The 20,020-nt window shown below is 31.7% G+C and carries 21 protein-coding genes and 1 tRNA gene; 17 read left to right on the top strand and 5 right to left on the bottom strand.

Annotation, left to right across the window (positions count from 1 at the left end; translation table 11 throughout):
• The first annotated feature begins 327 nt into the window (after window positions 1–327).
• Entirely contained in the window at window positions 328–585 is a 258-nt protein-coding gene (locus BM227_RS07320; RefSeq protein ID WP_092912572.1) for a hypothetical protein, read from the top strand.
• A 25-nt stretch (window positions 586–610) separates the two neighbouring features.
• Here BM227_RS07320 and BM227_RS07315 read toward each other — a convergent pair whose 3' ends face one another.
• On the bottom strand, window positions 611–1,381 hold the full coding sequence (locus BM227_RS07315) for a 2OG-Fe(II) oxygenase family protein (protein WP_092912571.1): 771 nt from the start codon (window positions 1,379–1,381) through the stop codon (window positions 611–613).
• 170 nt (window positions 1,382–1,551) lie between these two features.
• The gene (locus BM227_RS07310) at window positions 1,552–2,742 is read right to left on the bottom strand and encodes an NnrS family protein (RefSeq protein ID WP_092912569.1); all 1,191 of its coding nucleotides are present in this window, start codon (window positions 2,740–2,742) and stop codon (window positions 1,552–1,554) included.
• A 149-nt stretch (window positions 2,743–2,891) separates the two neighbouring features.
• Here BM227_RS07310 and BM227_RS07305 point away from each other — a divergent pair, with 149 nt between their 5' ends.
• From BM227_RS07305 to proB, 9 genes are all read left to right on the top strand, one after another.
• Window positions 2,892–5,708 carry a bifunctional diguanylate cyclase/phosphodiesterase gene (locus BM227_RS07305; protein ID WP_092912568.1) on the top strand — a complete coding sequence of 939 codons (2,817 nt, stop codon included), beginning with the start codon at window positions 2,892–2,894 and terminating at the stop codon, window positions 5,706–5,708.
• A gap of 8 nt (window positions 5,709–5,716) precedes the next feature.
• Complete coding sequence (locus BM227_RS07300) at window positions 5,717–6,058, top strand: hypothetical protein (RefSeq protein ID WP_092912566.1); 342 nt, start codon at window positions 5,717–5,719, stop codon at window positions 6,056–6,058.
• An 11-nt stretch (window positions 6,059–6,069) separates the two neighbouring features.
• Window positions 6,070–7,173: a succinyl-diaminopimelate desuccinylase gene (gene dapE / locus BM227_RS07295; RefSeq protein WP_092912565.1), complete on the top strand. Its 1,104-nt coding sequence runs from the start codon at window positions 6,070–6,072 to the stop codon at window positions 7,171–7,173.
• Window positions 7,174–7,191: 18 nt separating this feature from the next.
• Window positions 7,192–7,596 (top strand): thioredoxin family protein, encoded by a 405-nt coding sequence (locus tag BM227_RS07290; RefSeq protein WP_092912563.1) that lies wholly within the window; start codon window positions 7,192–7,194, stop codon window positions 7,594–7,596.
• A 109-nt stretch (window positions 7,597–7,705) separates the two neighbouring features.
• On the top strand, window positions 7,706–8,095 hold the full coding sequence (locus BM227_RS07285; protein WP_092912561.1) for a RidA family protein: 390 nt from the start codon (window positions 7,706–7,708) through the stop codon (window positions 8,093–8,095).
• A gap of 87 nt (window positions 8,096–8,182) precedes the next feature.
• Window positions 8,183–8,491 carry a 50S ribosomal protein L21 gene (gene rplU, locus BM227_RS07280; protein ID WP_092912559.1) on the top strand — a complete coding sequence of 103 codons (309 nt, stop codon included), beginning with the start codon at window positions 8,183–8,185 and terminating at the stop codon, window positions 8,489–8,491.
• Window positions 8,492–8,539: 48 nt separating this feature from the next.
• Window positions 8,540–8,794: a 50S ribosomal protein L27 gene (gene rpmA, locus BM227_RS07275; protein WP_092912557.1), complete on the top strand. Its 255-nt coding sequence runs from the start codon at window positions 8,540–8,542 to the stop codon at window positions 8,792–8,794.
• A 109-nt stretch (window positions 8,795–8,903) separates the two neighbouring features.
• Complete coding sequence (gene obgE / locus BM227_RS07270; protein ID WP_092912555.1) at window positions 8,904–9,974, top strand: GTPase ObgE; 1,071 nt, start codon at window positions 8,904–8,906, stop codon at window positions 9,972–9,974.
• A 3-nt stretch (window positions 9,975–9,977) separates the two neighbouring features.
• Entirely contained in the window at window positions 9,978–10,745 is a 768-nt protein-coding gene (gene proB, locus BM227_RS07265) for a glutamate 5-kinase (RefSeq protein ID WP_092912580.1), read from the top strand.
• A gap of 221 nt (window positions 10,746–10,966) precedes the next feature.
• On the opposite strand, the gene BM227_RS07260 is transcribed toward proB, so the two are convergent.
• Window positions 10,967–11,043, bottom strand: a tRNA-Met gene (locus BM227_RS07260).
• A 55-nt stretch (window positions 11,044–11,098) separates the two neighbouring features.
• Complete coding sequence (locus tag BM227_RS07255) at window positions 11,099–12,598, bottom strand: hypothetical protein (RefSeq protein WP_092912553.1); 1,500 nt, start codon at window positions 12,596–12,598, stop codon at window positions 11,099–11,101.
• A gap of 226 nt (window positions 12,599–12,824) precedes the next feature.
• On the opposite strand from BM227_RS07255, the gene groES reads away from it, so the two are divergent.
• The 5 genes from groES (at window position 12,825) to BM227_RS07230 (ending at window position 17,734) form a co-directional block, all read left to right on the top strand.
• Complete coding sequence (gene groES / locus BM227_RS07250) at window positions 12,825–13,094, top strand: co-chaperone GroES (RefSeq protein WP_092912551.1); 270 nt, start codon at window positions 12,825–12,827, stop codon at window positions 13,092–13,094.
• A 14-nt stretch (window positions 13,095–13,108) separates the two neighbouring features.
• On the top strand, window positions 13,109–14,749 hold the full coding sequence (groL, locus tag BM227_RS07245) for a chaperonin GroEL (RefSeq protein WP_092912550.1): 1,641 nt from the start codon (window positions 13,109–13,111) through the stop codon (window positions 14,747–14,749).
• A 310-nt stretch (window positions 14,750–15,059) separates the two neighbouring features.
• A complete protein-coding gene (locus BM227_RS07240) occupies window positions 15,060–16,826 on the top strand; it encodes a sensor histidine kinase (RefSeq protein ID WP_143089713.1) in 1,767 nt (588 codons plus the stop codon).
• 40 nt (window positions 16,827–16,866) lie between these two features.
• Window positions 16,867–17,091, top strand: a complete 225-nt coding sequence (locus tag BM227_RS07235; protein WP_092912546.1) for a hypothetical protein — start codon at window positions 16,867–16,869, stop codon at window positions 17,089–17,091.
• Entirely contained in the window at window positions 17,072–17,734 is a 663-nt protein-coding gene (locus BM227_RS07230) for a response regulator transcription factor (RefSeq protein ID WP_177202015.1), read from the top strand. The genes BM227_RS07235 and BM227_RS07230 overlap by 20 nt, the downstream gene beginning before the upstream one ends.
• 47 nt (window positions 17,735–17,781) lie before the next feature.
• Here the strand turns inward: BM227_RS07230 and BM227_RS07225 are convergent, their stop codons facing one another.
• On the bottom strand, window positions 17,782–18,192 hold the full coding sequence (locus tag BM227_RS07225; protein WP_092912542.1) for a Fur family transcriptional regulator: 411 nt from the start codon (window positions 18,190–18,192) through the stop codon (window positions 17,782–17,784).
• Between the two features lie 176 nt (window positions 18,193–18,368).
• Between BM227_RS07225 and BM227_RS07220 the strand changes: the two genes are divergently transcribed.
• Together BM227_RS07220 and BM227_RS07215 are read left to right on the top strand one after the other, a co-directional pair.
• On the top strand, window positions 18,369–18,884 hold the full coding sequence (locus tag BM227_RS07220; protein ID WP_092912540.1) for a ferritin-like domain-containing protein: 516 nt from the start codon (window positions 18,369–18,371) through the stop codon (window positions 18,882–18,884).
• Window positions 18,885–18,971: 87 nt separating this feature from the next.
• A complete protein-coding gene (locus BM227_RS07215; protein ID WP_092912538.1) occupies window positions 18,972–20,003 on the top strand; it encodes a cytochrome-c peroxidase in 1,032 nt (343 codons plus the stop codon).
• Window positions 20,004–20,020: the final 17 nt, after the last annotated feature.

Here is a 20,020-nt window from a genome sequence, read left to right as displayed (position 1 = left end):
TGCAATATCTATGCCAACATAGTACATAAAACATAACTCCTTCTTGATTGCTTGATATTTGGGTTGTGCTCACAGCCTCCTAACTCTATAGAACGGTAGAACATAAGCTCTCCAATAGCGTTTCATAGGTGAGTTAGCTAGCCCAAATTAGATAGGCTTTGTTGGGTCATCTTCTGACAAGGACAAACAGATCTTTAATTTGTGCCATTGACTGTGAATTGCAAAAAGCAGCTAACACAACTGTCTTTATGCTAACACAACTTTTATAACTTTTTCATCCTCTTTTGAGTGATGAGAAGTTATAAATGTATTATAGGAGGAGAAAAAATGGTATTTGAATCTGTAATAAAGGCAAAACCTCTTGGAGGTTGGTATATAGAGTTAACTAATACTGATACAGGTATGAGTGTAGTGTGTGATTCAATTGATGAATATATGGAAAAAATAGAGGAAATGGGTGCACCTTACGGACCAGATGTTCAAGTCAATTGGAGTCAAGGAGAAGGTGTTATACCTGCATATATAAATGAAATTAGAGGATTGATGCAAAAGTATCAAGAAGAGGCTGGATTATCAGAGGGATAAAATATATCCTCTGATTATATTTATTCTAATCAAGTTTAAATAAAACATCCGTGCGAATAATATATTTTCTTCCTCTCAAAACCGGTTCAAAACTATAGATCCAGTGGAGGGGATGAAATCCATGTGGAAAACAGAGTACAGAACCAGCTGGTGTATGAATATCTACTTCTATTATAGAACATACATCACTTTCTTTCTGAGTTAATGTTGTTTTATCAACAAGAAAACGTGTTGCACCACCTTCATAATCTTCATTCAAAAAGATTAAAAATGTCATTTCACTATATCTATCAGGATACGCATTAGCAATTAAATATTTATTTATTACACGTCTTCCAGGGCAAGCACTATCTGTATGAAACTTTAAATAATCACCTTTATTGTAACGACAAAAGCGAAATTTTGCATTTAATCCTAATGGTTTACGATTTTCAAATAGGTATTTCATATTTTCTATAAGGTCTTTACATCGATTCCATATTATACGTTCAGTATCATTGTCAATGATCCATGTAAGATTATCACTTTTACAAATTTCTTTTGATTCAGAAACTTCTGACTCTCGTTGGTATCCCAAATTTTCAGCTAAATCTATAAAGTTTTGGCACTCTTCAAGAGAAAAGAGATTATGTATATGAAAAGCACCAGGTACATTATTAATCTCTACACAAGATAGATTTTTAGGAATTGTCTGTGATAATTTTAGAGGATTTGGCTTTTGATTAGCCCATATTGTTAATGATGTTTTTTCTATTTGTGATTCATATGATACTTTATAAAAGTTCTCTTTATTCATTATAATTCCCTAATAAACCTTTCCTCTTTTAGATAATCTGATTTATAATATATAATTTTTTTGTGTTTTAATTGTGCATGTCATTTTTAACATTACAATTATTTATTTTAGGGTGAATAATAATTTACAAAAAAGTTTCTAGATAATATTGAATTTGAGTGCAGAAAAATCTATTTTCCTTTATATAGTGTTGGTCCAAATTTTATTCCCCAAGAAGTAAATAGAATTATCCACAATACTGCTGCTATATCAAAAAGCCAGAATAGATTTAATCCTAAACCCATTCCTAAAGAGTAAAAAAAACGTACTAAAACAACTACTTCTGTTAGCCAAAATAGAGTTATAGATATTTTATCTGCATGTGGAACTTGCCCTGAATGACCTAATGTTACACGTGTTCCAAATCCTATGAGAATAGTAGTTATAAAACCTATAGTAATTAAATGCATTCCTGCAAACATAAATGATGTTTCTAACCAAAATTCTGCTAAGGTGCTTATGGCATCTATAAACAGACCTGCTGGAAGCCAAAAAAGTCCTAAATGTAAAACCCATAAGATTGCAGGTGAAGTAAAGATTGGAAGCTTCCATCGTAAAAATTCTCTTGTTAAAAATATTGCAAGTATTAGTGTAATTATAATATCAAGAAGTTTGAGTTCAAATGAAAATGTAAAAGTTTTAACTATAAGAAGCAAAAATACTATAAGAATAAAGTTTTTAGTTTTATTTACAGTGACATGACTAAAAAATGGAATCATCCTTTGGGCAACAACAAATGTTAAAAATATTAAGTACAGATAAACCCCAATTCCAATAGTTAAATTTTGAATTACAGAATTAATGTTATAAAGGATCATCCCTAGAAAAAATAGTATATGAGAAATAACTCCTGCGGTATTGGCTACTAGCAGCCAAAATGAATCAGTTTTATCTGGTGAGTTACCAACTAAATAGATGTTTCTAAATTTTATAATAGATAATATATGACCTAAAATTATTATGAATATACCAAATATAGTTAGCAGTAAAGATATTAGTGAACCACTTACAAATAGCAGTGAACCAACCTCATAAAGTATAAATATTTTTGTATAAACGGCTTGTGGTATTGGTTGAGTCATACAAAATCTTGGAAAAGTTGTTAGTAAAAAGCCAAGGAAAAAGTGACTGAATACTATAAAAATTATTGAATATACATGAAAAGAAGTTATGTTATATTGAAGAGAAATTATACCTTTATAACCAAGAAAAAAAATTAACATATTTACAACAGCCCAAAAAATACCCATAAGAAAAAATGGCTGATGCGGTTGTGAAATAAAATAATTAAAGTTTGATTTTATTGAAAGAAAGCTATGCATTACCGTCCTTTTATTTAAAAATTTATTTTATCAAAATTTATAGCGAAGTAAAACAGTATATTTATTTTTTATGTAATCTTTATTTAATACTATAAACTTTATAATAACTCTATAAACGTTCTTTTAGTAAACGAGTTAAGGCAGTATGTATGAGTATTTCAAAGAAGTTTATATTAATCTATTCAATTCTTCTGATTTTAGGAACTTTGCTTTTTGAAATATGGGAGGGAAACTATACATTACTTCCTGATATAGTAAATATATTTGTACTTACTGTTCTTTTTTTCAGTGTCATATATTTTATTATCATTAAACCAATTGGTAATAAGTTAAGACAATTAAGTCAAGAAGTTTATAATTTACCTGAAAATAATAAACTTGATTTGCCAAATTTCAGTGAACCTGAACTTCAAGATCTTGCAGATGCAGTCAGTTCTGCTGCTTATGAGCTTCGTCAACAAAAAAATATGCTTGACTGGATTCTTGATCATATTCCTGCTGGTGTAGTTATTTATCAGCCTAATATAGTTTATGCAAACCAGTATGCATTGGAACATCTTTCGTTAGATATAAAAAGTATGCATAAAGTTAAGCCGGTTGATTTTTTAGCAAAACATATAGATGAGAAGACAAAAAAACAGCTGTATCTTTTAATGAAAAATCGTATTAAAGGCATAGAAGGTAGAAAGTCATATAATACTGAATTATATGTAAATGGACAGACATTACATGTATTTGCTGTTTCAGATACAATTGAATACAATGGTAAACCTGCTGGAATAATAACATTTATTGATATGACAGAGTTGAGGTGGGCTGAATTTGAGCTTACATTGTTACAGAGGTACCTGCCTGTAGTTGCTTATCATGTTACTATTACTAAAGAAGGAGAAAAGTTTTATTATATTTCAAATGCTATAGAAGAGTTGACAGGTTTTACACCAGAAGAAGTAAAATCACAGCAAAATTGGTGGTATCAGCATGTACATCCAGATGATAAAGAGTGTATTAATAAACGAAAAGAGAAGTTTATAAAAAATGAAAAGTTTCAAAGTCAATATAGAATTCTCAGAAAAGATGGAACATATATTTGGATAAATGAGCAAATAGTAATACTAGAAAATAATAATGGCGTAAAAGAGTTAGCTGGTTTTTGGAGAGACTCAACTCGCGAAAAAATCTGGCAATTTGCACATAATGCTTTGGCAAAAGCAAATGAGGGTATGCTTAGAGCTAAAAGTGAAAGTTTACTATTTAAATATATATGTAAAGTATTGGTTGATAGCGGTTTTTGTTGTTATGCTTGGATAGGAAAAGCAGATTTGGAGCAAGATAAAATAGTTCCATTATACTCTTATCCATACGATGAGACATATGCAAGTGATATTACTATTACACTTAATCAAGAATTATTAACAAGTTTGGGACCAACAGGAGAAGTAGCATCTAAAAAAAGAGATATAAGTTTAAATACTGATACAAGAACAAATGAAAATATTAAACCTTGGCGTGAAGAGATGATTAAAAGAAAATTTTTCTCTTCAGCTGCAATTAATATAGATTCAGATAAGAATAAAATTCTGACATTAAATATATATGCAGATTTACCTGGTTGGTTTGATGAAACACTCATACCATTGCTTACAACACTTGGTAGAAATATTGGTTTTGCTCTTAGTGATTTAAATAGTCGTGAAAGATTAAAATATCTTAGTTATCACGACTCTTTATGTGGTATTCTTAATATAAATGCTTTAAAATCTAGATTATTAACGTTAAAACAGCCAGCTGCAATAGCTGTAATAAATATACGAGATTTTTCTACTGTAAATCTTAATTTTGGGTATAGCGTAGGGAATTCAATATTATGTAGAACTGCTACTGTAATAAAGTCTTGTGTAGCTAAAAAAGATAAACTATATCATTTAGGTGGTGATAAATTTGCACTACTTGTTATTAATGCTGACAAAAAATGTATGGAAGGTATAGCTAAACGTATACAAAAACGGTTAGCTGAAGGTGTAGTTTATGAAAATCATTCAATTCCAATTTTTTTACGCATAGGAATTGCTGCTACACCAGAAGACTGTAGTGACCCTACAACGCTACATGAGCTTGGAATGAGTGCATTGAACTTTGGAAATAGCAGTAGATCAATAACTAAATTTGAACCTTGGATGCAAGAAGTGTCACGTACACGTTTAATGCTTGAATCAACTATTCATAAAGCAATCAATGAAGAGAGTTTTGAACTCTATTATCAGCCAATTGTCAACTCTTCAAGTGGCAAAGTAACGCAGTGTGAAGCACTTATTCGTCTAAATGATCAAGATGGCAAACCTATTCGACCAGATTTAATGATTTCAGTAGCAGAAGATTTGGGTCTTATTACTCAAATTACAAGAATCATTATAAAAAAAGTTCTATTACAGCAGAAAATTTGGCGTAGTAAAGGTGTTAATGTACGTGTTGCTGTTAATATATCAGCTGCAGATATAGAAGATCCGGAATTTTTTCCTAATCTTCAAGAGATGCTTTTAAAAAATGGATTGAACAGTGATATTATTGCACTTGAAATAACTGAAAGAACAACGGTTGAAAAGACAGATGTTGTACGTGATTTTATTGATTATGCAAGATCAATTGGTATTGCTATTGAGATTGATGATTTTGGTGTTGCTCATTCATCATTACATGAAATTTCTCAGATTAACTTTGATATTTTAAAGATTGATAAAAGCTTTATAGATAGAATCCTTATTGATGAAAGAAATGCTGAAATAGTTAGATTTATAATTCATATGGCTACACAACTACAAGCGCAAACAGTAGCTGAAGGAGTAGAAAAGCAAGAGCAAATTGATTGGTTAAAAGATAATGGTTGTGATTTTATTCAAGGATACATCTATTCTAAACCATTACCGACAGATGAATTTGAAGCGTGGTATAATGTACATAAAAAATGAGGTGCTGAATGAAGCACAAGTTTATTATAGGTTTTTTTGCTGTTATGTTACTCTTAAGTGGGTGTACTCAAGAGACACAAAATAAGATCGGGCGTGCTATGCAAAATTGGACTGGAACAAATGGAGTTTTAGATATTTATGAAGGTGAAAAGCTGGTAATGCGTTTTATAAAAATAGATAAGCTTTCTACTGCAAAGGGTACAGATGATGGTACACCACGCCAATATCGTTATGGTTATGGCTATATAGATAAAAACTTTAACTATAAAGTAGATGATGGTGAAAAAAAGCTCTATTTTGAAATAAGCAATTTTACACCTTACATTTTTTATGAAAATCCTGAACATTAAGAGGTTTATTTGTGCAAAGACTAGATACTATTGAACTTTTTATAAAGCTTTTGTCTTACCCGTCAGTAACACCTAATGATGAAGGTGCATTGACTTTTATCAGAGATTATCTGGATGACTTTGAAGCTGAGTGGGTTAACAAAGTAAATGTAAAAAATCTTTTTTTATATAAAAAGTTTGGAGATGGACCGCACCTCTGTTTTGCCGGTCATATAGATGTTGTTCCGCCTGGAGATGGGTGGGAGAGTAATCCATTTGTTCCAAAGTGTGAAAATGGCTATATTTATGCTCGCGGTGCTCAAGATATGAAGAGCGGTGTAGCTGCTTTTGTACAGGCCTGTAAAGATGCGAAAATATTTAATGGTACTCTCTCTTTGCTTTTAACAAGTGATGAAGAGGGTGATGCTAAATATGGGACAATAGAGGTTTTGAAGTTCCTAAAAGAGAGAGACTTCTTGCCTGATTTTGCAATAGTTGCAGAACCTACCTGTGAAGAGGTTTTTGGAGATGCCATTAAAATAGGCCGTAGAGGTTCAATAAACGGCGTAATTGAAAAAATAGGTAAACAAGGACACGCTGCATACCCTGAAAAAGCTTTGAATCCTATTCATAAAGTAGCTCAAGTATTGCCTCATATAGCAGGAGTTAATCTTGATACAGGTGATGAGTTTTTTGCTCCTAGTAAATTTGTCATAACAGATATACGTGCGGGTATGGAAGTAACAAATGTAACTCCTGGTAAACTTAAAATGATGTTCAATGTACGTAACAATACAAAAACTTCAAAAGAGGATATAGAAAGCTTTGTTGATAAATATTTCAAAGATATGAATTATACATTGACTTTGAGTCAGTCTGCTAAGCCATTTATGACAGACAAAAACTCTAAAATTGTAAAAGATATTACCTCTGCAATAAAAAATATAACAGGTGTAGATACGAAGTATTCTACAGCTGGTGGTACAAGTGATGCTAGATTTTTAGCTGAATTTGGTGTTGATGTTGTTGAGTTTGGAGTTATAAACGATACTATACATGCACCAAATGAGAGAACAACGTCAAAAGAGGTAGAAGCTCTCAAAGTAGTCTTTGATGAAGTTATAAAAAACTTTTAATTTTATGGAAGGATAAACATGAAGAGAATAGTTTTTACAGTTTTTGCACTGGTTTCATTTCTTATGGCAGAGGTTAATTGGCAGCCAAATTATAATGCGGCAAAAGAGGAAGCAAAAAAAAGTGGTAAACCGATGCTTGTAATTTTAGTTTCTCATACTTGCAGATGGTGTAGAAAACTTGAGAATAGAACACTGCAAAATCCAAAAGTTGTTGATTATGTCAACAAATTTTTTGTACCTGTGATAGTTTATAGAGGAGAAGGAGACTATCCTGATTTTATTAGATCCTCTATGGTTCCTACAACATTTTTTTTAACCCCAAATGAGAAGATGATAATGCAGCCTTCTGTAGGCTATTGGGAACCAAATGACTATATGAGTGATTTAGTAATGGCAATAAAAAAATTTAAAAAGGGCAAATAGCGTTAAAAGAGAGTGAACTGCTTCACTCTCTTAGATTTTTGCAAGTTTTTGGTATGCATACTCGCATCCAAAAACTTAGGTTACCGAAATTAAAAAAGGAGATAAATTGATGAAAATAATTCAAACAGATAATGCACCTCAGGCAATTGGACCATATTCACAAGCAATGAAAGTAGGTGATTTTATATTTACATCAGGTCAAATTGCACTTACTCCAAGTGGTGTAATGGTTCAAGATAATATAGAGTTACAGACTGAACAGGTTATGAAGAATCTGCAAGCAGTTCTTGAAGCAGCAGGAAGCTGTTTGCAAAATGTTGTAAAAACAACTATCTTTTTAGCCAATATGGATGATTTTGCAACAGTAAATGCTATTTATGAAAAGTGGTTTGACGGTCATAAACCTGCACGAAGTACAGTAGCTGTTAAAACATTGCCAAAGAATGCATTGGTAGAGATAGAGTGTATCGCTTTAGTAGAAGCACCAATTCCAGGTTGAAAAAAACAAACCTATTAAACTAATCTTAAATATATTCTAGGTATAATTCGCCACTAAAATCGTTTGACGAATATAAAAGGACACGGCATGACAGCAATTATCAAGCATGGCGGTAAGCAATACAAGGTCAGTGAAGGCGATATTCTTTGCCTTGATTACATGGGCCTTGAGCCAAAAGCCAAAATCGAGATTAAAGAAGTATTGGCTGTTGACAATGATGGAGATCTTAAGATCGGTACTCCATATGTTGACGGCGCTGTTGTCGAAGCGGAAGTTATAAACGAAGGTCGTGAAAGAAAGATTATTATCTATAAAAAACGACGTCGTAAAGATAGCAAGCTTAAGCGCGGCTTCCGCCGAGATTTTACTCGCGTACGTATTACAAAAATCGCGTAAGCAGATCTAAAAGATTAGGTTACCGATTTATAAAGCAAGGAGAAAATTATGGCTCACAAGAAAGGTCAAGGCTCAACCCAGAATAACCGTGATTCAGCGGGTCGTAGGTTAGGTGTTAAAAAAATAGGCGGACAAACTGTTGTTGCAGGAAATATCATTTACCGACAACGTGGTACAAAAATTCATCCTGGTAACAACGTAGGAATGGGAAAAGATCATACTCTTTACGCACTTATTGATGGTGTTGTAAAGTATGAGCGAAAAGATAAACATCGCAAAAAAGTTTCTGTCTATCCTGCATAATCTACTTAATTTAACGGCACTTTCAGAGTGCCGTTTTTCTTCTAATTCTCTTTGACAAATTAACAAAAATCTGATATTTTATATCAAAAAATTTTAAGGCAACAATAATATGTTTGTAGACAGTGTAGAACTGAAGCTCAGCTCTGGAAAAGGCGGTCAAGGGTGTTCATCGTTTCGACGTGAAAAGTTTGTAAATAAAGGCGGTCCAGATGGTGGAGATGGCGGTCGTGGCGGTGATGTGTGGTTCGTTGTAGACAAAAATACAGACACACTTTCTCATTTTAAGGGTAAAACACACTTAAAAGCGAAAAATGGTCGTCCAGGTATGCCAAGAAAGTGTGCAGGAAAAACAGGAGAGTCTCTTTATGTTAAAGTTCCACCAGGAACACAAGTAATTGATAAAGAGACAGGTGAACTTCTTTTAGACCTTACAGAAGATGGTCAGAAAGTTAAGTTTCTTGAAGGAGGCAAAGGTGGTTTGGGAAATGTTCACTTCAAATCATCTACCAATCAGCGTCCAACATATGCTCAGCCTGGAAAACCAGGTCAAGAACGTGAAGTAAGACTTGAGCTAAAACTTATAGCCGATGTAGGTCTTGTAGGTTTTCCAAATGTAGGTAAGTCTACACTCATTTCAACAATTTCAAATGCTCATCCTGAAGTAGCGAACTATGAGTTTACTACATTAACTCCTAAGCTTGGTGTTGTTGCAATAGATGATTACAGATCATTTGTAATGGCAGATATTCCTGGTATTATTGAAGGAGCAAGCGATGGGAGAGGGTTAGGAATTGAATTTTTAAAGCATATAGAGCGTACTAAAACACTTCTATTTATGATAGATGCAGCAAACTATCGTGAAGTATCTCAACAGTTTGAAGCATTACAAAATGAACTAGAACGTTATAGTGAAGAGTTAGCTAAACGCCCTTATGCTATTGCCTTGACCAGAATTGATGCTATAACAGTTGAAGAAGCAAATGAGAAGATGAAAGAGCTTCTTGATGCACTTAAATTACAGCCAAATAATGGGTTAAATAAGTATAGTGCAGATGAGAACTATTTAGGCTATATGAGCGACGAAAAGGTAAATCCTCTTTTTGTAATGCCGATATCTTCAGTTTCAAAAGTGAATATTCAACCACTTATTTTTGCATTAGCAGATATAATAGGAAAATAGTTGATGCGCAGAATTGTTATTAAAGTCGGTAGTGCAGTTTTAACAGAGCAAAACCGTGTAGCTAAAGAGAGAATGGCTGCTTTAGTTGATCTTATAGCTAAGATTAAAGAGAAGGGTACTGAAGTTATTCTTGTAAGTTCAGGGGCTGTTGCCGCTGGGTATACTATGTGCAAGCTTGATAAAAAAATTGTTTCAAATAAGCAGGCACTTGCTTCTATAGGTCAGCCTAAATTAGTAGCAATGTATCAAAAAAAGTTTGAAAAACATAATACCATAGTAGCTCAAATACTTTTAACTGCAGATGACTTTGATTCTAGAAAACGAACCTACCATGCAAAGTGTGCTGTAGAAAAGCTGCTTGAACAAGGTGTTGTGCCTATTATCAATGAAAATGATGTAACAGCTACAGAAGAGCTGGTTTTTGGTGACAACGATCAGCTTTCAGCACACGTAGCTTACTATTTTGATGCAGAACTTCTTGTGATCTTGTCAGATATAGATAGTTATTATGATAAAGATCCGCATAAACACAAAGATGCAAAACCATTGAAAGTAGTCCATGAAATACCAAAAGAGGATCTTCAGGCTGAATGTACACCTAATGGCTCTTTTGCAACTGGTGGCATTGTAACAAAGTTAAAAGCAGCAGATTTTTTAATTAAGCGCAATAAAGAGATGTTTTTAGCAAGTGGTTTTAATCTTTCAGATGCCTACTCATATCTCATATACGGCATACACAATGGAGGAACACGTTTTTTAAATAGACAATAAGTCTTGGAAGCTCTTTTCTCCCTCCTTCTTTTTTCTGCATTTTTACTTTCGCCAATTCAATTTTAGATACTCTTCTCAGTGGGAAAAAGAAGAAAAGGAGAAACTTTTCAATGAGAAATTTCTAATAAAATATGCCAATTTAAAAGCTATTGAAAAATTTTGTTTTACTTTAAGATACTTGCTGAATATAAGTAGATTAGGGGGAGTAAAGAGTTAATAAATGGTGGCGGGGGGGAGACTTGAACTCCCGACCTCCGGCTTATGAGACCAGCGCTCTAGCCAGCTGAGCTACCCAGCCATTCCTTGTCTTTCTGGAGCGGTATTTTAGCCAAAAATGTAAATGATGTCAAGGGTTAGAAGAGATTTTTTATCAAATTTTTTAGAGGAGAGTTTTTAATCTCTTCTGGTAGTTTTTTTTCTATCTCTTTTATAGCTCTTTTTTTGATTAATTCATCGCTCTCTATTTTTATTGATGGTTTGGTTAATGAACCAGTCAATAATACAGGTATTATGCTCTTTTTGATATTTATATTAAGTTTTGTATCTATTGTCTCTTTTTCTAAGTCTATCATTGCATCTTTTGTGCTTATTTCAGTATATCTGCTTTTCATATGAAGATTTGAGTGAAGAAGTTTATTATCTATATTTGTATCTAAAACAGTATGCTCATAAATTTCTTTTGTAATATCAAAGTTTGTAAACTGTTTTATTAAGAAGCTCAGTTCATTTGGTAAAATTTGTCCGTCATATAGCTCAGCGTGAAGAGTTCCTTTTTTACTATTTACATCATAATCTATTTTTGCATTTGCTCTTGAATCAAAAATATGTGGGTAAAGTAGCATATCAGTAAGTGCTACAGTTTGAATATTTTTAATATTTACCTTGAGTGTTTCATTTTTTAATGTAAAATCAACTGCTCCGCCAAGTGTATCTGTGTGACCTGTTAATTGCATTAAATCTTCAGCTCTTTTTACATTGCCTGTGATTGTAATATCTCCTTGCAAATGTTTATTGGTAAAGAAGTATAGTTTATCAAGGTTAGGTATTTCCAAACTATAGTCTGCTTTAATAGAGTTTTTCTTTAGATCATATGTGAAAACTTTAGATGAAAGATTGTTTATAGTAGATGCAATATTTATACTTGAAATTGCTTTTGTATTTTTTAGTTTTGTATTTATATCTGCATTTATTGTAATATCAGATGGTATAGAGATATTGAATTCATTTTTAAAAGGTTCTGGATTAAGAGTGCTGTCACTTATTTTTGAAATAACATAGCCATCAAGTTTTTCAAGCTCAAGACTTTTAATTTCAGCTTTAATATCAGCCGTTCCATTTGTGTAAATCGGTTGATTAATTGCATATAGCAGTCTATCTATCTGCATATGTTTTGTTGTAGTTTTAATATTTTGAGGTTCGTAATCTTTTAGTTCTATATGATAAAGTGTATCGCTGTTTGCAAAATTGGTTTTTCCATCTATATGAATGATATATCTATCGCCTTTAATAGTACCATTTGTATTTAGTGAACCGTTAAGTTTTTTTCCTATCAGTTTTTTTAGATTTGAGAGCTCATCAATCTTTATATCATAAAAAACTTCCAAACTTTGAGCCAAAATATTTAAAGAACCTTTAGCTGCTATATATGATTTGTCATTCATTGTAAGAACTATTTTAAAATTTTCTATATTAAGCATAAAAGTATCTAGTTTTACCGGAATAGAAACTTTCTTAGATATTTCATCTTCTATTATAGGTTTTAATAAAGAATTTCCTTGTGGAGTAAACAGTAGTCCATATATTGCTGCAATTATTAAAAGAAGAAGAATCACTAAAGTTTTTATAAAGTTCATAAAATCACCTCATTTATATTTTTGATTTAAATTATATCAGAATATTATAGCAGTTAACATAATAGTCTATAGTATGCTATATTATTTAGTCTAGTTGACTAAAGGATTTAAACTAATTTGACTAAAATTTTTGAAAAATATCTTGACAAAGAAAAAAAAATGGGATAAAATTTCGGCACTTATAAAAAGTAATTGCTAAATATAAAACCAAATGAAAGGAGCGTCAATGAGTTTCAAACCACTCGCGAACAGAGTACTGGTAGAACGTGTTGATGAACCCCAAAAAACTGCTTCTGGAATTATCATTCCGGACAATGCTAAAGAGAAGCCTCAAGAAGCAAAAGTTCTAGCTATTGGACCTGAAGTTGAAGAGGAAGGTCAAATTAGCGTAGGTGACACTGTTGTATTTGGAAAATATAGCGGAACTGAAATAACTGTTGACGGAAAAGAGTTGTTGATTCTTAACAGCGACGACATTCTCGGAATTATGAAATAAGGAGGAGGTGAAATATGGCAGCTAAAGATATCCATTTTTCAGATGTAGCTCGAAACGAACTTTTCGAGGGTGTAAAAAAACTTGCAGATGCTGTTAAAGTTACAATGGGACCAAGAGGTCGCAATGTACTTATTCAAAAAAGCTTTGGAGCACCAAGTATTACTAAAGACGGTGTAAGTGTTGCTCGCGAAATTGAGCTTAAAGATACTATAGAAAATATGGGCGCTCAACTTGTTAAAGAGGTTGCAAGCAAAACAGCTGATGAAGCTGGTGATGGTACAACTACTGCAACAGTACTTGCATACAGCATCTTTAAAGAAGGTTTGCGAAACATTACTGCTGGTGCTAACCCAATTGAAGTTAAACGCGGTATGGACAAAGCTGCTAATGCAATCATTGATGAGTTGAAAAAGATTGCAAAAGAGGTTAAAGATAAAAAAGAGATAGCGCAAGTTGCAACAATTTCTGCAAACTCTGATGAGACAATAGGTAACTTGATCGCTGAAGCGATGGAAAAAGTTGGTAAAGACGGTGTTATCACTGTTGAAGAGGCTAAAGGTATCGTTGACGAGCTTGAAGTTGTTGAAGGTATGCAGTTTGATAGAGGATATCTAAGCCCATATTTCATCACTGATAGTGAACGTATGGAAACTGTAATGGATAATCCATACATTCTATTGACTGATAAGAAGATTACAAACCTAAAAGATATCTTACCAGTACTTGAGGGAATTCAGCAAAGTGGACGACCGTTGCTAATCATTGCTGAAGATGTTGAAGGTGAAGCATTAGCAACACTAGTTGTTAACAAACTTCGTGGTGTACTAAACATTGCAGCAGTTAAAGCTCCAGGATTTGGTGACAGACGTAAAGCAATGCTTCAAGATATTGCAGCATTGACAGGTGGTACTGTAATCAGCGAAGAGGTTGGACGAACTTTAGAGAGTGCAACTGTAGCTGATCTTGGACAAGCAGCTCGTGTTGTAATCGATAAAGACAATACAACAATCGTTGATGGTAAAGGTGACAAAGCTGCTGTTGAAGCACGCATTAAAGAGATCAAAATTCAGATTGAAAACACTACAAGCGATTACGATAAAGAGAAATTGCAAGAGCGTCTTGCTAAGTTAAGCGGTGGTGTTGCAGTTATTAAAGTTGGTGCTGCAACTGAAACTGAGATGAAAGAGAAAAAAGATCGTGTTGATGACGCACTTTCTGCAACTAAAGCAGCTGTAGAAGAGGGTATCGTTATCGGTGGTGGTGCAGCTCTAATTCGTGCTGCAAGCAAAGTTAAACTTGATCTTTGTGGGGATGAAGCGATCGGTGCTGACATCATTATGAGAGCTATTAAAGCACCAATGAAGCAAATTGCTGAAAACGCTGGATTCGATAGCGGTGTTGTTGTAAACAGTGTTGAATCAGCTGAAAATGAAAATATTGGATTTAACGCTGCTACAGGCGAGTATGTAGATATGATCGAAGCAGGAATCATTGACCCTGTTAAAGTTGAGCGTGTAGCACTACAAAATGCTACTTCAGTTGCAAGCCTACTTCTAACAACTGAAGCAACTGTAAGTGAAGTAAAAGAAGATAAACCAGCTGCTGCTCCAATGCCAGATATGGGCGGAATGGGTGGCATGGGCGGAATGATGTAATCATTCCCCCCACTTCTTTTCACAAACTTCAAGCTGTGGGGTTTGTGATATCTCTACTTAATTTTACTATCTTATATCTTCATTAAATTGTCTAATACATCAATCAGTAAATTTTTAATAAATTATGCTACCATAATATATTATTAAATCTATAACTTTAATTATTTTTACTAAAATTTTACTTTTTACTGAAGTTATTTATCACTTTTTTGTTCGGCTTTGATTTATACTTTAAAATATAATTTTTGATAAGAAAAAAGGTATAAGTTTGAAACTAACCCATAAGATATATCTTATACAAATAATTTTAGTGCTTTTTTTGTTAGGATTTTTGTCATTTACATATATAAGTTACAAAAATCAGTATCAAAAAGATATTGATAAGTATGTTGAAAATGAAGTTCAACTGTATAAAAAAGAGGTATTTAGCTCAATCAATAGTGCAAATAAAAAGTTTGAACAAAAAAGAAAACTCTTTTACCAAATACATAAAGCCGCATTGAAGATCTTTCAAAAAGATATGGAAACTCCACTCTTAAAAGTACAACAACAACTCAAAGATATGTTCAATTTAAATGGATTGAATATACAAATTTATTTGATTGACAAAAACTATACTATTTTTAAAACTACATTTCCAAGAGATTTAGGGTTTAATTTATCTATCGCCCCTGATGCAAAATATTATTTAGATAAAACTACACAAGATGGTGAGATCTATGTATCTAAATTTGCATCAAACGATTTTATAGATAAAAGATATAAGCTATATACCTACTCTAAACTTAATGATAAAACATATTTAGAGTTGGGATTTATTGATAATAATCTTTTTTATAATGGAATTGAGATCATTTCAGCAGAAAGCAATTCAAAAAATAAAATAAGATTATACTTTATTGCAAAGAATAGTAATGAATACTTTTATCATGAAGCAGCTTTTAGCAAAAATATTGAAAATAAGCAACATTTTATTAATGAAGTAAAAAAAATTCCTATAGAGAGTAACTCTAACGATCCTGTGATAAATGCAATTTTGCAAAAGAGAACAATTAAGTTTCAAAAAGAGAATAAGGTAATAGTTTATACTCCAATTTTTAAAGAAGATATGAGTAATATTGGAGGATTTATCGATTTGGTTTTAAGGGTTGATGTAGATATAAGTGAACAAATAGAAGCATTAAATAGATTTTCAAATATCTTTTTATTATCTATCTCTATTTTATTAACTTTTTTGTTTTTTGTATTTCTATTTATAAAGAGAAGTTTTACAGATAAGATAGATGTCATAACTAAAAATATAGAAAAAAAGAGACTTATAGATGATAAAAGTATCTCTTCATCGAATGATGAACTATCAATTATTGCAAAAAAGTATAACACTCTTTTTGACTCTCTAAACAAAGAGATAGAGATAAATAAAGAGTTACTAAATGAGAATAAAAGATTCATAGCAGATACAGTACATCAAATAAGAACACCACTAACAAACATAATGATGAACTCTGAAATGATACAAAGAACTCTTAAAAGTGATAAAGTATCTAACTTTGTCAATCAAATAAATGCATCTATAAATATGCTTACAAACTCATATGAAGATTTGGCATATGTTATCTCTTATGACCATATAGAGTACAAACCTACTAAAGTTTCAATATCAAATATTCTAAAAGAGAGAATTAAATTTTTCTCTACCATATCAAAGGTTAATTATAAAGAGATTGAAGCAAATATAGAAGAAGATATATTTATAACTATAAATCAAATAGAGTTAGAAAGGTTAATAGATAATAACATATCAAATGGCATTAAATATGCCTTTACTAATAAACCAATAACTATAAACCTGACTAAAAAAAATAATGAAGTGAGGTTGGAGTTTAAAACTTATGGAAAACCTATAGCCAATAAAGATAGACTTTTTGAAAAAAATTATAGAGAGAATGAGTCTAAAAGAGGTTTGGGATTAGGGCTAAATATGGTTAAAGTAATTTGTGAAAAATATAAAATATCTTACAAAGTTTTCTATGAAGATGGTCAAAATATTTTTATTTATATTTTTAACTCTTTATAAGATCTTACATTAATGTGACATTTAATTATTATAATGTCGTATGCTACTTGAGTTGATGGATCTAGAAGAGAGAATTTTAGAAAATAGAACTGTTTTAATAAAGAGCTATCCTTATACTGAGATATTGTTATCACAAATTAATACAATTCTTGATTTTGGTATAAGTAGTGATAAAATTAAAGAGTGGCTAGAGTCTAATAGAACAGTTATTAATGAAATATATGAATTACTTGATGGGAAAATGTATGAAAGTTTTATTAATTGAAGATGACATACAGTTAAATACAACTATCAAAAACTTCCTTGAATCTTTAAATTATGAAGTTATCTCTTCTTTTGATGGTAGTGATGCAATTGAATTGATTGATGAGAATCATTTTGATTTGTATCTTATAGATATCAATATACCAAACATAAGTGGACTTGACATCGTAAAATATATAAGACAAAAAGATACTAATGTATCAATAATTATGATAACAGCTTCACTGGAGATCAATAATTTTATAGATGCATTCGATAACGGTTGCAATGAATATATAAAAAAACCTTTTCATTTAAAAGAGTTAGAGATAAGAATAAATAATTTATTAGATAAAAATAGTGATAAAGAAGAGATAATTCAAATATCTGAAAATATAATTTACAATATGGAGTATGAAGAGTTAAGAATAGATAATGAGATAGTTCCACTAAGAAAAAAAGAGAGAAGACTCCTTACTATTTTACTGCAAAATGTTAATCATACTGTCCCAACTGAATCAATCTGCTCATATGTTTGGGAAAATGAGATAAAAGAGTCATACCCTCTAAGACAACTAGCCAATGAATTAAGAAAAAAGCTTGAAAAAGATCAAAAATTTATATTTACAGATATTGGAGTTGGGTATAGATTTGAGATTTGCTAAAACTATTTAAATTAAAACTGACTCTTGTCTTATATAGAGGTAAAGTATTAACTTTGGTTTTGACAACTAGGGCAAATTCCTCTAAGTGTCATAAAACTATCTTCTATTTTATATCCGCTCAGTTTTTCAGCTTCCTCTATGATTTTGTCCGTTCCTATTATAATATCTTCTACATTAAGGCATATATTGCAAATCATATGTAAATGAGGTTCTTTTATGAGCTCGTAAACCGATTTGGTTTGGGGAAGCTTTACTTCTTGTATGATTCCACTATCAATCATTTGATTTATATTTTTATATATAGTAGCTAATGATACGCTTGGAAACTCTTTTAACATTTCATTATATAGTTCATCAACGTTTAGATGACCATACTCTTCAAGCATTTTAATAATTTTCAGTCTTTGAGGTGTTACTTTTAATTGATGTTCTTTTAACAATTCAGCTGAACTCTTCATAAATTCTCCCTATAGTTGATTCCATTATTTTATCGTAATCTTTATTTTTGAAAGTTTATACACCTATTTTTCAAATAATTTGATTAAGATATTTGCTTTTTATAGAAAATAATTTTCTTTTAAGGAGGAATGTCCAATAATGACTGATAAGAATAATAAATAAAAAAGGATATTAAATGGCAATAAGAGGCAAATCAATTATTAAAGACTTAGATATTGATAAAGTAATAAGTTTATTAAATCAAGCATATGCAGATGAGTGGTTGGCTTACTATCAATACTATATTGAAAGTAAAGTAATTAAAGGAATAATGAAAGATGCTGCAATTGTAGAGTTAACACAGCATGCAGCAGATGAGTTAAGACATGCCGGACTTATTGCTGATAGAATTATTCAACTAGGAGGTACACCAATTCTCGATCCAAAGGAGTGGTTTGATAAGAGTGTATGTGGATATAAAGCACCTACAGAACCAGATGTTCTTAAAATTTTAGAAGATGCAATACAAGGAGAACAGTGCGCAATAAGTATTTATAGTCAATTGGCAAATATGACACAGGGAAAAGATATTGTTACTTATGATATAGTAAGTCAAATATTAGCAGATGAAGTAGAACATGAAGAAGATTTAGTAGCTCTGCATGATGATATAACAGAATTTATTGATCAGATAAAAGGATCTATTAGCTAAAAGATTTTTCTTAATAACTAAAATTATTTAAGGAAAAAATTTATCTTTTAGTGCTATAATTCTAAAAAATGAGTAGGAGTTGTAGGAATGAAACGATTATTAACGGTGTATAGTATTGCTACTATATTTGGTTTAAGTGCAGTTGCATCTGAAGGATTGTTGGAAAAAGCAAAAAATACTGGACTAAAAGCTATTCCAGAAAATAAGATAGAACTTTATAAACTAATAGATAATCCTAAAAACCCAATAACAGATGAAAAAGTTGAATTGGGTAAAAAGTTATTTTTTGATCCAAGATTGAGTAAAAGTGGACTTATAAGTTGTAACTCTTGCCATAATTTGGCAACAGGTGGAGTTGATGGAGTTGATGCTGCAACTGGTCATAAATGGACACAAAATCCACACCACTTGAACTCTCCAACAGTATATAATGCAGTATTTATGCAAAAGCAGTTTTGGGATGGAAGAAGTCCAGATCTTGAAGATCAGGCACAAGGACCTATCCAAGCAGCTCCTGAAATGGCAGCAACAAAAGAGCATGTAGAAAAAGTAGTAAACTCAATTCCTGCATATGTAAAAGCATTTAAACACGCATACAATGATCCTAAATTTAAACCAACATTTAAAGATGTTGCAGATGTTATAGCTGTTTTTGAACGTACACTTGTAACACCATCTCGTTTTGATGAGTTCCTTAATGGATGTGATAAAGCATTAAGTAAAAAAGAGAAAGAGGGACTTAAAATCTTTATAGACAAAGGGTGCGTAAGTTGTCATAATGGAGTTGGATTAGGCGGAACTATGCAGCCATTCCCAGCTGTAGGTAAATATAAGTATGCAAATATAGGCGATTTCAAAGGAGATAAAAACGGATTGGTAAAAACACCAACATTGCGAAATATTCTTCAAACACGTCCATATTTTCATAATGGAGCAGTATGGGATATTAAAGAGGCTATAAAGATAATGGGTGAGACTCAACTTGGTGTAAAAATAACAGATGAAGAGGCTGATAAAATTAAAGCATTCTTTAAGAGCTTAACAGGTAAAAAGCCATATATTCGTTACCCTGAACTTCCTGCAAGTACTAACAAAACTCCAAAACCTGATCTTCACTAATTTTCAAGCCCCCTTTT

It is taken from the genome of Hydrogenimonas thermophila (genome assembly GCF_900115615.1).
Lineage (GTDB): Bacteria > Campylobacterota > Campylobacteria > Campylobacterales > Hydrogenimonadaceae > Hydrogenimonas > Hydrogenimonas thermophila.
This window is presented reverse-complemented; position numbering and strand designations above follow the sequence as displayed.